This window comes from Nonomuraea sp. NPDC049684, assembly GCF_044465345.1.
In the GTDB taxonomy this organism is placed as follows: domain Bacteria; phylum Actinomycetota; class Actinomycetes; order Streptosporangiales; family Streptosporangiaceae; genus Nonomuraea.
Window position 1 is genome coordinate 112,240 of sequence record NZ_JBITLO010000024.1, and the last position, 13,574, is coordinate 125,813.

The 13,574-nt window shown below is 67.1% G+C and carries 13 protein-coding genes; 10 read left to right on the forward strand and 3 right to left on the reverse strand.

Annotated features, from left to right (window positions below):
• Positions 1 to 207 precede the first annotated feature (207 nt).
• Entirely contained in the window at positions 208 to 1,347 is a 1,140-nt protein-coding gene (locus ACIBST_RS46055; RefSeq protein WP_397179791.1) for a trypsin-like serine peptidase, read from the forward strand.
• Positions 1,348 to 1,436: 89 nt separating this feature from the next.
• Here the strand turns inward: ACIBST_RS46055 and ACIBST_RS46060 are convergent, their stop codons facing one another.
• Positions 1,437 to 1,679, reverse strand: coding sequence for an SSI family serine proteinase inhibitor (locus ACIBST_RS46060; protein ID WP_397179792.1), 243 nt, complete (start codon positions 1,677 to 1,679; stop codon positions 1,437 to 1,439).
• Positions 1,680 to 2,025: 346 nt separating this feature from the next.
• Here ACIBST_RS46060 and ACIBST_RS46065 point away from each other — a divergent pair, with 346 nt between their 5' ends.
• From ACIBST_RS46065 to ACIBST_RS46075, 3 genes are all read left to right on the forward strand, one after another.
• Positions 2,026 to 3,123, forward strand: coding sequence for a trypsin-like serine peptidase (locus ACIBST_RS46065; RefSeq protein ID WP_397179793.1), 1,098 nt, complete (start codon positions 2,026 to 2,028; stop codon positions 3,121 to 3,123).
• A gap of 198 nt (positions 3,124 to 3,321) precedes the next feature.
• Positions 3,322 to 4,482, forward strand: a complete 1,161-nt coding sequence (locus tag ACIBST_RS46070; protein WP_352352326.1) for a hypothetical protein — start codon at positions 3,322 to 3,324, stop codon at positions 4,480 to 4,482.
• Positions 4,483 to 4,659: 177 nt separating this feature from the next.
• The gene (locus ACIBST_RS46075; protein WP_397179794.1) at positions 4,660 to 4,854 is read left to right on the forward strand and encodes a hypothetical protein; all 195 of its coding nucleotides are present in this window, start codon (positions 4,660 to 4,662) and stop codon (positions 4,852 to 4,854) included.
• A gap of 89 nt (positions 4,855 to 4,943) precedes the next feature.
• Here ACIBST_RS46075 and ACIBST_RS46080 read toward each other — a convergent pair whose 3' ends face one another.
• Together ACIBST_RS46080 and ACIBST_RS46085 are read right to left on the reverse strand one after the other, a co-directional pair.
• Positions 4,944 to 5,543 (reverse strand): hypothetical protein, encoded by a 600-nt coding sequence (locus tag ACIBST_RS46080; RefSeq protein ID WP_397179795.1) that lies wholly within the window; start codon positions 5,541 to 5,543, stop codon positions 4,944 to 4,946.
• A gap of 108 nt (positions 5,544 to 5,651) precedes the next feature.
• On the reverse strand, positions 5,652 to 5,903 hold the full coding sequence (locus ACIBST_RS46085; RefSeq protein ID WP_397179796.1) for a GntR family transcriptional regulator: 252 nt from the start codon (positions 5,901 to 5,903) through the stop codon (positions 5,652 to 5,654).
• Positions 5,904 to 6,053: 150 nt separating this feature from the next.
• Between ACIBST_RS46085 and ACIBST_RS46090 the strand changes: the two genes are divergently transcribed.
• The 6 genes from ACIBST_RS46090 (at position 6,054) to ACIBST_RS46115 (ending at position 13,474) form a co-directional block, all read left to right on the forward strand.
• Positions 6,054 to 6,269 carry a DUF397 domain-containing protein gene (locus ACIBST_RS46090; RefSeq protein WP_397179797.1) on the forward strand — a complete coding sequence of 72 codons (216 nt, stop codon included), beginning with the start codon at positions 6,054 to 6,056 and terminating at the stop codon, positions 6,267 to 6,269.
• An 89-nt stretch (positions 6,270 to 6,358) separates the two neighbouring features.
• Positions 6,359 to 6,784, forward strand: coding sequence for a hypothetical protein (locus tag ACIBST_RS46095; RefSeq protein ID WP_397179798.1), 426 nt, complete (start codon positions 6,359 to 6,361; stop codon positions 6,782 to 6,784).
• Positions 6,785 to 6,808: 24 nt separating this feature from the next.
• Positions 6,809 to 7,603 (forward strand): inositol monophosphatase family protein, encoded by a 795-nt coding sequence (locus ACIBST_RS46100; protein WP_397179799.1) that lies wholly within the window; start codon positions 6,809 to 6,811, stop codon positions 7,601 to 7,603.
• 496 nt (positions 7,604 to 8,099) lie between these two features.
• On the forward strand, positions 8,100 to 9,704 hold the full coding sequence (locus ACIBST_RS46105; protein ID WP_397179800.1) for a trypsin-like serine peptidase: 1,605 nt from the start codon (positions 8,100 to 8,102) through the stop codon (positions 9,702 to 9,704).
• A gap of 439 nt (positions 9,705 to 10,143) precedes the next feature.
• A complete protein-coding gene (locus tag ACIBST_RS46110) occupies positions 10,144 to 11,748 on the forward strand; it encodes a hypothetical protein (protein ID WP_397179801.1) in 1,605 nt (534 codons plus the stop codon).
• Between the two features lie 181 nt (positions 11,749 to 11,929).
• On the forward strand, positions 11,930 to 13,474 hold the full coding sequence (locus ACIBST_RS46115; RefSeq protein WP_397179802.1) for a hypothetical protein: 1,545 nt from the start codon (positions 11,930 to 11,932) through the stop codon (positions 13,472 to 13,474).
• The last annotated feature ends 100 nt before the right edge of the window (positions 13,475 to 13,574 follow it).

Below are 13,574 nucleotides of genomic sequence, written 5' to 3' on the forward strand. Positions count from 1 at the left end.
ACTCATCGTCGCGGCTCTGACCTGCGAGAATGCCCTTTTTGAATACATGCAATTTCGCTATTTCCATAACGAAACGGAACCGGGGCCGACCTTTTCGCGTCGCTTTCTGGCTGACGGGTTGCGCCATTCATTAGCGTTCTCAACGTTTTCCTGGCCCACCGGGGCGCAGCACCCCGCTCTGGGCCGCCGAGAACCGAGAGGAGTTCCATGTTTTCCCGAGCAAGGCGCATCGCGATCCCCCTCACCGCGCTGGTGACCGCCGCTCTGGCCGCCGGCCCGGCCACCGGCGCCGCGGCGGAGGCGGCCTCGGCCCCCGACGTCGTGTCCAGGAACGCGGCGACCCCCGCCGAGCAGGCCGTGCAGTTCTGGACGCCCGACCGCATCAGGCTCGCCACCGACTACGACGGCGCGCTCGACGTGTCGTCCAGGGGCGTCAAGGTCGGCAGGGGCGGCAGGGGCGGCAACCAGACGCCCGACGGGCCGCCAGGATCGGTCCCGCCGATCGGCGGGGAGAAGGCCAAGGCCGGCAAGAGCAGGCAGGTCAACCTGCCCAACACGGTCGGCCGGGTGTTCTTCACGCTGCCCAGGACCGATCCGCGCAACCCGAAGAACTGGCGGTACTGCTCGGCCAGCTCCGTCCAGGGCAAGTACCGCAACCTGGTGGCGACCTCCGCCCACTGCGTCTACGACACCCGGCAGAACACCTTCTACGACAACTGGATCTTCATCCCGTCGTACTGGGACGGCGACAACGTGTGGGAGGGCAAGGCGCCGTACGGCATCTACGCCGCCAAGACGTTCAACGCGCACGACGACTTCGTGGTGAAGGAGGACTACGACTTCGACTACGCGTTCGTCAACGTCTACAACGGCATCAAGGTGAGGTGGGAGAGGACCGGCAACCGGTGGCACTGGACCGTCAGGAACGCCGGCCGCCTCGGTGACAACGTCGGCGGCCAGGGCTTCACCTGGAACCGCAGCACGAAGCTGAACGTGTTCTCCTTCGGCTACCCGGCCGGCGGGCACCCCGACGGCGACAAGCCGTACACCGGCCGGACCATGAAGTGGTGCTACGGCAGGACGGCTCCGATGCCCGAGGCCAGGAGGTACGACCTGCAGGAGCAGATCGGCTTCAGGTGCTCCTTCACCGCCGGCGCCAGCGGCGGCCCGTTCATCTACGACTACCGGAACTCCTCGCGCACCGGCTACCTGGTGGGCGTGAACAGCGTCGCGTGGGACACCGACGGCAACGACCGCTACGACCACATCTCGTCGCCGTACTTCAACACCGACACCTACGACGTCTACAAGGCCGCCGCCAACCGCTGGACCGGCGACATGCCGTGATCCGGCCCGGCAGTCCAGGCCCCGGATCCTCCTCGGCGGGATCCGGGGCCTTCCCGTCCCGGTGAGCCCCGTTCCGGTCAGACCGTCCTTCAGACGCGGAAGACCGGGCCCGTGGCGACGGCGAGGGCGCAGGCGTTGGGGAAGGTCTGCGAGTAGCGGTAGTGGTCGCCGTCCCAGACGCCGTCCGCCCGTACGTCCACCGGCTCGTAGTCGGCGGTGCAGGAGACCCCCGTACGGCCGCTCAGACGGGCCGGGTTCCCGCCCACCTGTTCGAGAGCGGAACAGGCCGCGACCTGCCCCGGCGCGACCCGGCCGGGGGTGCACTCCAGCACGCCCTGCCGATCTCCGACGCTGATCCGGAAAAGCCTTTGGTCCTTGTGCGACGTCCGGACATCGGGCGGTCCGGTCGTGGCGTTCGCCACTGGAGCGGCGGCGAATGCGGCGCAGGAAAGCGCGGCGACACAGAGAATTCGGTGCATAGGCGCAGCCTCTATCAGCCCTCTGACCTGCGGCAACGACCGACACGCGTGATCATTTACGCGTATCGGGAGGGATCGGCTGATGGTGTCCTTATCGCACACGGTGCACTCTTGATCAGGTAACGAATCTCTATCCGGGCTGCAATACAGGCAGTTGATCTGGAAAAATCCACCCTTACGACCCTAAGAAAGGCATTTCATGATCTCCCGGGCCAGGCAACTGGCGGCGGCCGCCCTGGGCGGCGCGCTGCTGTTGCTGCCTGCCTTCACGGGGATCGCGAACGCCGCGCCGGCGAGCCGGGTCTTCGGCGTCACGCTGGCCAGGACCGCCGCCGACATGAAGAAGGTCGCCGACTACTGGCGTCCCGACCAGCTCAAGCAGGCCGACAGCTACAGCCCCGCCACGCCGGGCGCGCAGGCCGCCCCGACGTCCTCGGCCGGCGCCGTCTCCGGGCCCGCCTCGCCCGTGACCACGGCGCGGCGGACGTCCGCGACGCAGGGCATGGCGCCCGTGCCGCCCAAGCGGGGCGGCGCCGGCAAGACCATGGGCAAGGTCTTCTTCAAGTTCGGCGCCAAGCAGTACTGGTGCTCGGCCAGCGCGGTCGCCTCACGGAACCGCAGCGTCGTGGCCACGGCCGGCCACTGCGCGTACGACTCCCGCCAGGCCAAGGCCGCCGAGTACTGGATCTTCGTCCCCAACCCCGGCCCCAACGGCGAGACGCCCGACGGCATCTACGTGGGCGCCGCGCTCAGCATGCACGAGGACTGGTCCGGCAAGGGCGACTACGACTTCGACTACGCGTTCGTCACCGTGCACCGCGGATTCGTCTGGGAGCAGGCCAAGGACGGCACGTACACGATGAAGGACGTCGGCCGGCTCCAGGACAACGTGGGCGGCCAGGGACTGGAGATCAACAGGAAGCCGGCGGCCGCCACCATGACGGCGTTCGGCTTCCCGGCCGGCGTGCAGCCCGACGGCACCCGTCCCTTCGACGGCAAGACGCTGCGGTCCTGCCAGGGCAGCGTCACGTACTGGACCGTGGCTCCCGCGCTCGACCTGCAGAAGGGCGTCCGGCTCCAGCCGTGCGCCTTCAGCCCCGGCGCCAGCGGCGGCCCCTGGCTGGTGGACTACGACGCGGCCCGCGGGCTCGGCGAGCTGAACGGCGTCAACAGCCTGACCTGGAACGTGGACGCCAAGGGCGCCTACGACGCGGTGTCGTCGCCGTACTTCGACACGACCACCGCAGAGGTCTACCGACGCGCCGCCGCGCTCACCACGCCGTCAAATGTGACGTAAGTCACATGCAACCAGGTGATCACGGGACGTGATCAGCCGATCCATTGATCTCGGTACGGTAACGGGGACGCCTGGGAGCGCTGACACGATCTACCGAAAATTTCCATTCGCCCAGTCAGCGGTATAGGTTCCGGGTCGTCCGTTTGCTGAATTTCGGGGTGCAAGAGGCGCCTCCTCTCAGCGCAACTTGGAGTTACCTTGAAGCGAATCCTCCTCCCCGTCGGCGGCGCGGTCGTGGCGACCGGCCTTCTGGCCGCCGGGCTCTCCGCCACCGCCCAGGCCGACGGCGGTGTCTCCAACGACCCGATGGCCGGCAGCAACTCCCAGGCCGCCTCGATCGCCTCCTTCTGGATCGCCTCCAACGGCGCCGCCCTCCGCCAGGCCACGCAGTACACCTGGGACTCCAAGGAAGTGCGGAAGGTCGTCTCCAAGGGCGGCTACGACCCCGACGGCCGTCCCGGCATGACCGCGCCGACCGGCGCCCAGAAGGCCGGCGCGTCCCAGAACGTGAACCTGCCCAAGAGCATCGGCAAGGTCTTCTTCGTCGACGGCTCCGGCAAGTTCCGCTGGTGCTCGGCCACCTCCATCCAGTCGGGCAACCGCAACCTGGTCGCCACCGCCGGCCACTGCGTGTACGACACGGACAGCAACAGCGACACGCTGTCCAACTGGGTCTTCGTCCCGGGCTACTACCAGGGCAAGGCCCCCTGGGGCATCTACGTGGGCAAGCAGGCCTTCACCCACTACGACTTCGACAACTACGAGGACTACGACCGCGACTACGCGTTCGTCACCGTCTACAACGGCATCCAGTTCGACGGCGTGAAGCAGGTGGACCGCAAGGACTTCGAGCGCTTCAGCGGCCCGAAGCGCGCCTGGGGCGGCCACTACTACATCCTGCTGTCCAAGGACGCCGGCCGGCTCGGCGACGCCGTGGGCGGCCAGGGCTTCGCCTGGAACCAGCCGACGGGCAAGTTCGTCCGCACCTTCGGCTACCCGGCGGCCCCGCACCCCGACGGCAACAAGCCGTACAGCGGCGTCACGCCGAAGCACTGCTACGGCAAGACGACGGCCAAGACCGTGGGCGCGTCCTGGCTCAAGATCGAGGAGCACGTCGGCCTGAAGTGCGCCGTCACCCCCGGCTACGACGGCGGGCCGTGGCTGCTGAACTACAGCAACGCCAAGCGCCTCGGCTACGTGAACGGTGTCACCAGCACCTTCGCGGACCAGGACGGCAACGACCGCATCGACTACATCACCTCGCCGTACTTCGACGGCGAGACGGCGGCCGTGTACAAGGCGGCCACCAACTTCCCGTCGGGGAAGATCGTGGGGCCTAACGGAGAGCTCTACAAGTAAGCCCTCACCAGGGGAGAGAGGGCCCCGGCGTTGCTCCTTGCCGCCGGGGCCCTCACCTGTCCCCGCCTGTCCCCACCTGCTCCCCCGCGAAGCCGTGGCCACGGCCCTGGTGCCGTCTGTCGAATCCGCAGCGTTTCGGGGCGTGATTCGCCAGCCCTTGTGGCGCAAGATGTCGGTATGACCGAGGACCAGGACGAGCCCGCGACCGCTCCCGCCACGACGGCCCCGGAGGTCACCATCACCCTCGACCCCCACGTCAAGGCGTACGTCGACCGAGCCGTCGAGAACGGCGAGTTCGCGTCCGTGTCCGCGGCCTTCAACGAGGCGATGCTGGAACGCATGCGCCGCCGCCCCCGCGTCCGCAGCTGGTGACCACGCCGTCCCCGCGTCCGCAGCCGGTGACCACGCCGTCCCCGCGTCCGCAGCCGGTGACCACGACGGCCGCACGGCCGGCCCGCTGACTAGCGGACGGTGACGTGGTCGCCCGCCGGCGCCGTCACCGGCGAATGAGCGGCCAGGTAGCTCGCCAGCGCCCCGGTGTCGTCCGGCCCGCCGGTGTACGTGGTCGCCCCCTCCCAGCGCGGCCAGCCGTCGAAGCCCGCGATGAGGCTCCAGGCGCCCGCGACCTTGATCTCCTGCGTGGCGCTCACCGGCGCCCCGTCGAGCGTCATCGACATGACCTTCCCGCCGCCGAGGGTGTAGCGCAGCCCGGCGGACGGGGTCAGCACCCAGCCTGCCGGATTGGGCGTGGCCAGCAGAGCCTTGAGCTGACCGCCGGTCATGGTCTGGACCTCGATGGCCAGGCTGCGCGTCGGCCGCCAGCTCGGCAATCGGGCCCCCACTGGCCGTACGGGCGACGGGCCGTCGGCCTGGTTGAGCTCGATCTGCACCGAGTACTCACCCGGCTCCGGCGCCGACTCCCACGTGACGGTCTCCAACAACGCCCGGTGGACGATCAGCCACTTGGCCGGCACGACGAGCGTCTTCCACTCCCCTGCGCCGACGAGGCTGTACTGGATCGTCTGCTCGCCCGGCGGCAGCCCCTGGAAGTACCCGTGCACGTCGAAGCTGACCGGACACTTCGACGCGCTGGTGCGCTCGAACGCGATCGTCAGCTCGCCGACGTCCGGGGCTGCATGCGCCCCCGTGGCGATCTCCCGCGCCAGCCCTCACGCGGAACCGCGCGACACGAACGTCCCCCGCCCGTGGACGACGACCAGCAGGCCGCGCTCCGCCAGATCCTTGACCGCGCGGCGGACCGTCACCCGGGAGACGCCGTACTGGCTCGCCAGCTCCAGCTCGGCGGGCAGCTTGGCGCCGGGAGCCAGCAGGCCGGAGGCGATGTCGTTCTCGACGTCCTCCGCCACCTGCCGCCACACCAGGTTCGGCCCGACATGGTCGATGCGATCGCTTTTGTCCACCAAGGCCATAGAAAAACGCTAAGGGACGCAGAACCTACGAGGACAAATGACTACCTCGTTCAAGGTATGGAGAGGTCCTATCATGTCTAGTGCTTGTATCTTCCCGGCGATCCCCCCCGCGGGCCGCTGACGAGACGAAAGGAAGCACTCATGACAGACCTGTACGGCGGCAGCCTCGATGACGTGCCCTTCACCCAGCTCCGCGGCGACGGCCCACAGGGCGAGCACGTGGAGACCTGCGTCCTGATCGCCCAGATCCCCGGCATCGACGACGCCTACGCGCTCCGCGACTCCAAGAACCCCGACGCCGGGACGCTCCGCTTCACCGGCACCGAACTGCGCGCCGCCGGAATCGCCACCATCTAGCCGAGCCCGCCACAGCCGGCCCCTGCCCGAAATCAAGGCCCCAGGACCGAAACGAGCAGGGGCGGCGCCGCCGTCCACAGGAGAGCACCATGCACTGGCACGCCTACCTGTGGACCGGCAGCGGCGCCGAGCGCGCAAGAGAGGCCGAACGCCGCCCCGGCTCCCCCGAGTTCCCCGCCTCGCCGCTCCCCCCGATGCGTACGGGCGACTGGCTGGCCAAGCCGGCGACGCGCATCGCGGCCACGTTCGAGACCCCCGAGCCGGCGACCAGGTGGCTGGCGGCCGAGTACGGCAAGACGCGCGACCAGCTCCAACCGCCCGAGGGGATCCCTCTCGGGGAACGACTGGCGACGGCCCTCGACCTGCTCCCCCGAGGCGTCGACGTGCAGTGGGGCGAATGGCTCCAGAGCGGCCGGTTCCTGACGACCGGCGTGATCTGCTGCCCGAACCGGCACGTCTCCCATCCATGCCCGATCAACCGCCCCAACGGACGAAGGCCGCATTCAGCCCCATAGCACCCGATGTCTAGGGTGAGACCCATGCTGATCGACGCGGTGACCGACATCCTCCGCGAGACCGCCGAGATCGCGATCCTCCCCCGGTTCCGCGCCCTCGCCGCCGGGGACGTCTCGGAGAAGGCGCCGGGCGAAGTGGTCACCGTGGCCGACCGCGAGGCCGAGGAGCTGATCAGCCGCCGCCTCCGCGACCTCCTGGACGCCCCCGTCGTCGGCGAGGAGGCGGCCTCCGCCGACCCCGCGCTGCTGTCCGCCCTGCACGACGCCCCCACCGCCTGGCTGGTCGACCCCCTGGACGGCACGGCCAACTTCGTCGCGGGCCGCCCCGAGTACGCGGTGATGGCCGCCCTGGTCCGGTCGGGCCAGACGGTGGCGTCCTGGATCGTGCGGCCGGCCGAGGACGACGTCTACGTCGCCGAGCTCGGCTCCGGCGCCTGGCGGAACGGCATCCCCGTGCACCGCGCCGCGCCTCCCGCCGACCCCGCCCGGCTGCGCGGCGCCGTCCTCACCCGCTTCCTGGACGACGGCGCCAAGGCCCACGTGGCGGCGGCCGAACCCCGCTTCGCCGCCCTCACCCCGGGGACGAAGTGCGCCGGCGTCGACTATCCCCGCCTCCTGAACGGCGACCAGGACTTCCTGCTGTTCCACCGGACGCTCCCCTGGGACCACGCGCCGGGCGTCCTGCTGCTGACGGAGGCCGGCGGCGCCGCCCGCCACCTCGACGCCACCCCGTACAGCCCGTCCCTCCCCAAGCCGGGCCTGCTGAACGCAGCCGACGCAGCCTCCTGGCGGACGGTGCGCACCATCCTTCTCCCCTGACGCTCCCGGGTCGCGGCTGCCGCCGCCCCTCGCTTCGCCATGCCCAAAAACGACAAATACCCCAGACAGCCATATAGCACGCGGGGCAGGTTGCGCCGAAGCCACCCACAGAATCGGGCAGATTGTCGAATTCTGAGGGATCCTGACACGAACCTGAAGATCACCTGTGAGTGGCAGGCCGAGTTAGACGGATGGGACTCCAAAACGGTTCCTGTGATCTAGATCACATTCATCCGATCACACAGCGCAACCACCCGCTAACGGAACTTTCGTCCCGACCGCCAAATCCCCTCCAGGGCCAGCGAAAACATCACCTTCCGGTAACGTCACGACAAAGCCTCTGACAGATAACAGCACGGTAACGGGGGAAACGCCCCTTACCGATCCCCTCAGAACGGCTTTCACCTGCGGAGATCACTGGCTATGTTCCTTGCTATCCCTTTACTGACGCATGGGACGCATGTTGCGACCCACGACAGACCAAGGAGCAGTTCCCTTGAAGCGCATCCTCATCCCCGCCGGTGGCGCCATCCTGGCTACCGGCCTCCTGGCCGCCGGCCTCGCCGGTACGGCCTCGGCCGACAGCGACATCTCCACCGACGCGATGGCGGCGAGCGCGGCCAACGCGAAGGCGATCGCCCAGTTCTGGGCCGAGAACAACGGTGCCGCCCTCCGGGCCGCCACCGAGTCCAACGTCTGGGACAAGGCGGACGTCGCCAAGCTGCAGAGCAAGGGCGGCTACAGCGCCGACACCAAGCCGGGCACCACTGCCCCGATTGGTGAGGAGAAGAAGACCACCGCCAAGACGCAGAACGTCAACATGCCGAAGACCATCGGCAAGGTGTTCTTCGTCAACGGCAAGGGCGAGAAGAAGTGGTGCTCCGCCACCTCGCTCCAGTCGAAGTACCGCAACCTGGTCGCCACGGCCGGCCACTGCGTCTACGACACCGGCGCCAACGCCGACGTCATGTCCAAGTGGGTCTTCGTCCCCGGTTACTACCAGGGCAAGGCTCCGTGGGGCATCTACGTGGGCAAGCAGGCCTTCACCCACTACGACTTCGACGTGTACGAGGACTACGACCGCGACTACGCGTTCGTGACCGTGTACAACGGCGTCTCGCTCAGCGGCAAGACCACCAAGGTCACGCCGAGCGAGTACAAGTCGCACGTGGCCAAGGGCGGCGTCGGCTACGTCGAAGAGAAGACGATCACCAAGGAAGAGTTCGACGCCGGCTACGAGAAGTACGGCCAGGACGGCCCCTTCAAGTCGAAGGCTGTCGACCCCAAGGTCGAGACCGTTGCCAAGCCGGATGACGTGACGGCCAAGAACGTCGACGCCTACATCAAGGGCGAGGGCCCCACCAAGGGTGTCCAGCTCACCGGCGCCGAGGTCTACAAGTCGCAGTACACCGCGGCTCCGACCGGGTTCGACAACAACGCCAAGTTCGAGCGCCTGAGCACCGAGGTCCCCATCAGCAAGGAGGACTACGACTCGCTGAAGGCCGCCAAGGCTGACGGCAAGTTCATGGGCGAGGTCCGCGCCCAGCTCGGCAAGGACGGCAAGTCCGAGATCGCCTGGTTCAAGCAGCAGTTCTTCATCAAGAAGTGGATCAAGTCCACCGCTCAGATCAAGTACTGGGTCGAGGACTACTACGTCGTCGACATCTCCGCCAAGGACTACGGCCGCCTCGGCGACAACGTCGGCGGCCAGGGCTTCGCGTGGAACCAGCCCACCGGCAAGGACGTCCGCGTGTTCGGCTACCCGGCCTCGGCGCACCCTGACGGTCACAAGAACTACACCGGCGTCACGCCGAAGTGGTGCTACGGCAAGACCACCAAGAAGCTGGTCGGTTCGGCCGCCAAGAAGATCGAGGAGCACGTGGCGCTCAAGTGCGCCATGACCGAGGGCGCCGACGGTGGCCCTTGGCTCCTCAAGTACAGCAACGCCAAGCGCCTGGGCTACCTGAACGGTGTCACCAGCACCTTCAACGACCAGGACGGCAACAACCGCGTGGACTACATCTCCTCGCCGTACTTCGACGGTGAGACGAACGTCGTCTACAAGGCCGCTGCCAACGTTTGGTCCGGCAAGATCGTCTGAATGACGGCTTCCGACGGGCGGTCCTGACCGCTCGTATGAACCGTCAGCAACCGAAGGGCCCGGCATCCGCCGGGCCCTTCGGCCTTTCCGGGCCGGAATGTGAAGGCGTTTGGACGCATGCGACGCCGAAACGGTGCCATCAACCTAATGTGATCTGCGTCACACTCCCCGAGCGGCCCGGATCAAGGACGACCGCGAGCCCCGCTGAACCGGCTCACACCTTCTTTATGTTGATCAGGGCAAACAGCCTGAAGCCCGACTTCCGCCGACTCCTACGCAACAGGGACCTAAACATCACAGAACGATAACGCCCGGCTTGTCGCATCTTTTCCTCTCAAAGCGGCTACCCGAGCTCAAGATCGACACTGTATGTTCCTGGCTATCCCTTTACTGACGCATGGGACGCAAGAGGCGTTCCACGACAGCGCAAGGAGTTACCTTGAAGCGCATCCTCCTCCCCGCCGGTGGCGCCATTCTGGCCACTGGTCTGCTGGCTGCCGGTCTCGCCGGTGCCGCCCAGGCCGACCCGGACGTCGACGCTGCTGCTCTGGCTGCCAGCCAGCAGAAGGCCGCCGAGATCCTGGACTTCTGGACCAAGTCCGACAACGCTGCCCTGCGGCAGGCCACGGCCTACTACTGGGACAACAAGGACGTCAAGAAGATCGTGCAGAAGGGCGGGTACGTCGCTGACGGCAAGCCCGGCTCCACCCCGCCGATCGGCGCCGAGAAGACCACCACGGTCAAGTCGCAGAACGTGAACCTGCCGAAGTCCATCGGCAAGGTGTTCTTCGAGGGTCGCGACGGCAAGCTGTACTGGTGCTCCGGCACCTCCATCCAGTCGAACTACCGCAACCTGGTTGCGACGGCTGGTCACTGCGTGTACGACATCGCCGCCAACGACGAGGTCGTCTCCCGCTGGGTGTTCGTCCCGGGTTACTACCAGGGCAAGACCCCGTGGGGCATCTACGTCGGCAAGCAGGCCTTCACGCACTACGACTTCTCGAACTACGAGGACTTCGACCGCGACTACGCGTTCGTCACCGTCTACAACGGTGTCCACGGCGCTGCGGGCAAGGTCTCGCAGGTCAACAAGAGCGAGTACGAGGCCTACAAGGGTCCGAAGTACGTCGACGAGAAGACGATCACCGCGGAAGAGTACGCGGCCGGTGTCAAGCAGTACGGCGAGAACGGCCCGTTCAAGTCCAAGGCTGTCGACCCCAAGATCGAGACGGTTGCGAAGCCGTCCGACGCGGCTGAGAACATCACGAAGTACCTCGCTCCCGAGGGCTACAAGGGTGTCAAGCTGACCGGCGTCGAGGTCACCAAGAGCACGTACGACGCTGCTCCCGACAGCCTCGAGAACAACGCCAAGTTCGTCGGCATGACCGGCAAGCCGATCTCGATCAGCAAGGAAGACTACGACCAGCTGGTCAAGGACAAGGGCGACGGCAAGTTCCTCGGTGAGCTCACCGTCACCAAGGACGCCAACGGCAACGTCACCGCCTGGTTCAAGCAGCAGTTCTACATCAAGAAGTGGGTCAAGAGCACCGCTCAGACCCGCTACTGGGTGGAGAGCTACTTCGTCAAGGAGTACGCGCTCACCGACGCCGGTCGCCTCGGCGACAACGTCGGCGGCCAGGGCTTCGCGTGGAACCAGCCGACCGGTAAGTACGTCCGTACCTTCGGCTACCCCTACGCCAAGCACCCCGACGGCTCCAAGCCCTACTCCGGCGTTACGCCGAAGTGGTGCTACGGCAAGACCGGCGCGAAGGCGACCAAGGTCCCGAGCCTGAAGATCGAAGAGCACGTGTCGCTGAAGTGCGCCGTCACCGGCGGCTACAACGGCGCCCCGTGGCTCCTCAAGTACAGCAACGCCAAGCGCATGGGCTACGTCAACGGCGTGACCAGCGTTCTGTACGACACGGACGGCAACGACCGCTGGGACTACATGTCCTCGCCGTACTTCGACGGTGAGACCAACTCGGTCTACGCCGCCGCGGCGAACGTGTGGTCGGGCACCATCCTTCCGAAGGCCGACAGCTGATCTTCGGACGGAAACCGGGCTGAGGGTCCAAACCTCCGCTCAACCTAGCTTCACCCGAAGGGCTCGGCATTTGCCGGGCCCTTCGGCCTTTTCTGGCGAAAACTGAGACGATCCCTTACCAGAGCGACAAGAGGGTCGATAGGGTTTTGACGCCCTTCTTGACAACTTCGTGGAGCCTCCCTTGAAGCGCCTGCTCATCCCCCTCGCCGCCGCCGGCTTGAGCGCCGCACTCCTTGCCCAGCCGTCCAGCGCCGCCCCCGACTGGGTCAGCGACAACCTGATGCCCAAGCCCGCCGACGCGTACAGCACCGCCAAGTTCTGGCTGGGCGCGAACGGCGCGGCCCTGCGCAAGGCGACGCAGTACTACTGGGACGCCAAGAACGTCTCCAAGCTGGTCGCCACGCAGAGCAAGGACGGCGCCCCCGACGGCAAGCCCGGCCTGACCGCTCCCACCGGCACGCCGAAGCCCACGGCCAGCAAGAACGTCAACCTGCCCAAGACCATCGGCAAGGTGTTCTTCGTCGACCACGCGGGCCGCTACCGCTGGTGCTCGGCCACCTCCATCCAGGCCCGCCACCGCAACCTCGTGGCGACCGCCGGCCACTGCGTGTACGAGACCGGCAAGGACGTCTACGCCAAGTGGATCTTCGTGCCCGGCTACTACCAGGGCAAGGCTCCTTGGGGCGTCTACGTCGGCGCCTACGCCTTCACGGCCTACGACCTCGACACCTACGACGACTATGACGGCGACTTCGCCTTCGTCGCGGTCCACAACGGCTTCTCGTTGACCGGCAGCAAAGAGGTCAGCAAGAGCGAGTTCACCGCGTGGGGCGGGGACAAGTGGATCGACCAGGAAGAGGTCAAGAAGGACGAGTACGACACCGGTCGCGAGAAGTACGGCTCCGCGGGACCGTACTGGTCGAAGGACTTCGACGTCACCCCGGAGAAGGTCGGCCATGACTACAAGGGCGACAAAGCCCTGACCAAGGTCGAGGTCACCGAAGCCGACTACGACAAGGCCCCGAAGGGCACGGCGGACGACAAGAACGGCGAGCAGTACGAGAAGGTCGGCCCCACGTCCATCAGCCAGGAGGCGTACAAGAAGCTCGCGGCTGACAAGGCGGACGGCAAGGTTCTCGGCAAGCTCACCGTCACCAAGGACGCCAACGGCAACGAGACCGGCTGGTTCGAGACGCACTACTACATCAAGCAGTGGGTCAAGGCGGGCAAGACGGTCCGCTACTTCCGCGACCACTACTTCATCGGCGTCGCCAAGGACATGGGTCGGCTCGGGGACGTCGTCGGTGGGCAGGGGTTCGCGTGGAACCAGCCGCGCGGCCAGAAGGTCACCGTCTTCGGCTACCCCGCCGCCCCCCACCCCGACGGCGACAAGCCCTACACCGGCGTGACCCCCAAGTGGTGCTCCGGCACGACCGGCACCAAGACGTACCAGGTCAACACCTTCCGGGTCGAGGAGCACCAGGTGCTCAAGTGCTCCATGACCCCCGGCGCCGACGGCGGCCCCTGGCTCATGAAGTACGACAACGGCAAGCGCACCGGTTACGTCAACGGCGTGACGAGCATGTTCCACGACCAGGACGGCAACGACCGGATCGACTTCGTCAGCTCCGCCTACTTCGACGGCGAGGTGGCCGACGTCTACAACAAGGCCAACTACGCCGAGACCAAGAGCATCGTCGGCCCGAACGGCGAACTGCTCAACTGACGACGCCGAAGCCCCGGGCCCGCCGAAGGGCGGCCCGGGGCTTCACCCGCCAGAAAAGCCACCCCAGAACCGGTCCCGCAAACCGCCCGGAGACCGGCCT

Coding starts and splice junctions, on each gene's coding strand:
- ACIBST_RS46055 (WP_397179791.1), top strand. CDS start 208: ATGTTTTCCCGAGCAAGGCGCATCGCGATCCCCCTCACCGCGCTGGTG.
- ACIBST_RS46065 (WP_397179793.1), top strand. CDS start 2,026: ATGATCTCCCGGGCCAGGCAACTGGCGGCGGCCGCCCTGGGCGGCGCG.
- ACIBST_RS46075 (WP_397179794.1), top strand. CDS start 4,660: ATGACCGAGGACCAGGACGAGCCCGCGACCGCTCCCGCCACGACGGCC.
- ACIBST_RS46090 (WP_397179797.1), top strand. CDS start 6,054: ATGACAGACCTGTACGGCGGCAGCCTCGATGACGTGCCCTTCACCCAG.
- ACIBST_RS46095 (WP_397179798.1), top strand. CDS start 6,359: ATGCACTGGCACGCCTACCTGTGGACCGGCAGCGGCGCCGAGCGCGCA.
- ACIBST_RS46100 (WP_397179799.1), top strand. CDS start 6,809: ATGCTGATCGACGCGGTGACCGACATCCTCCGCGAGACCGCCGAGATC.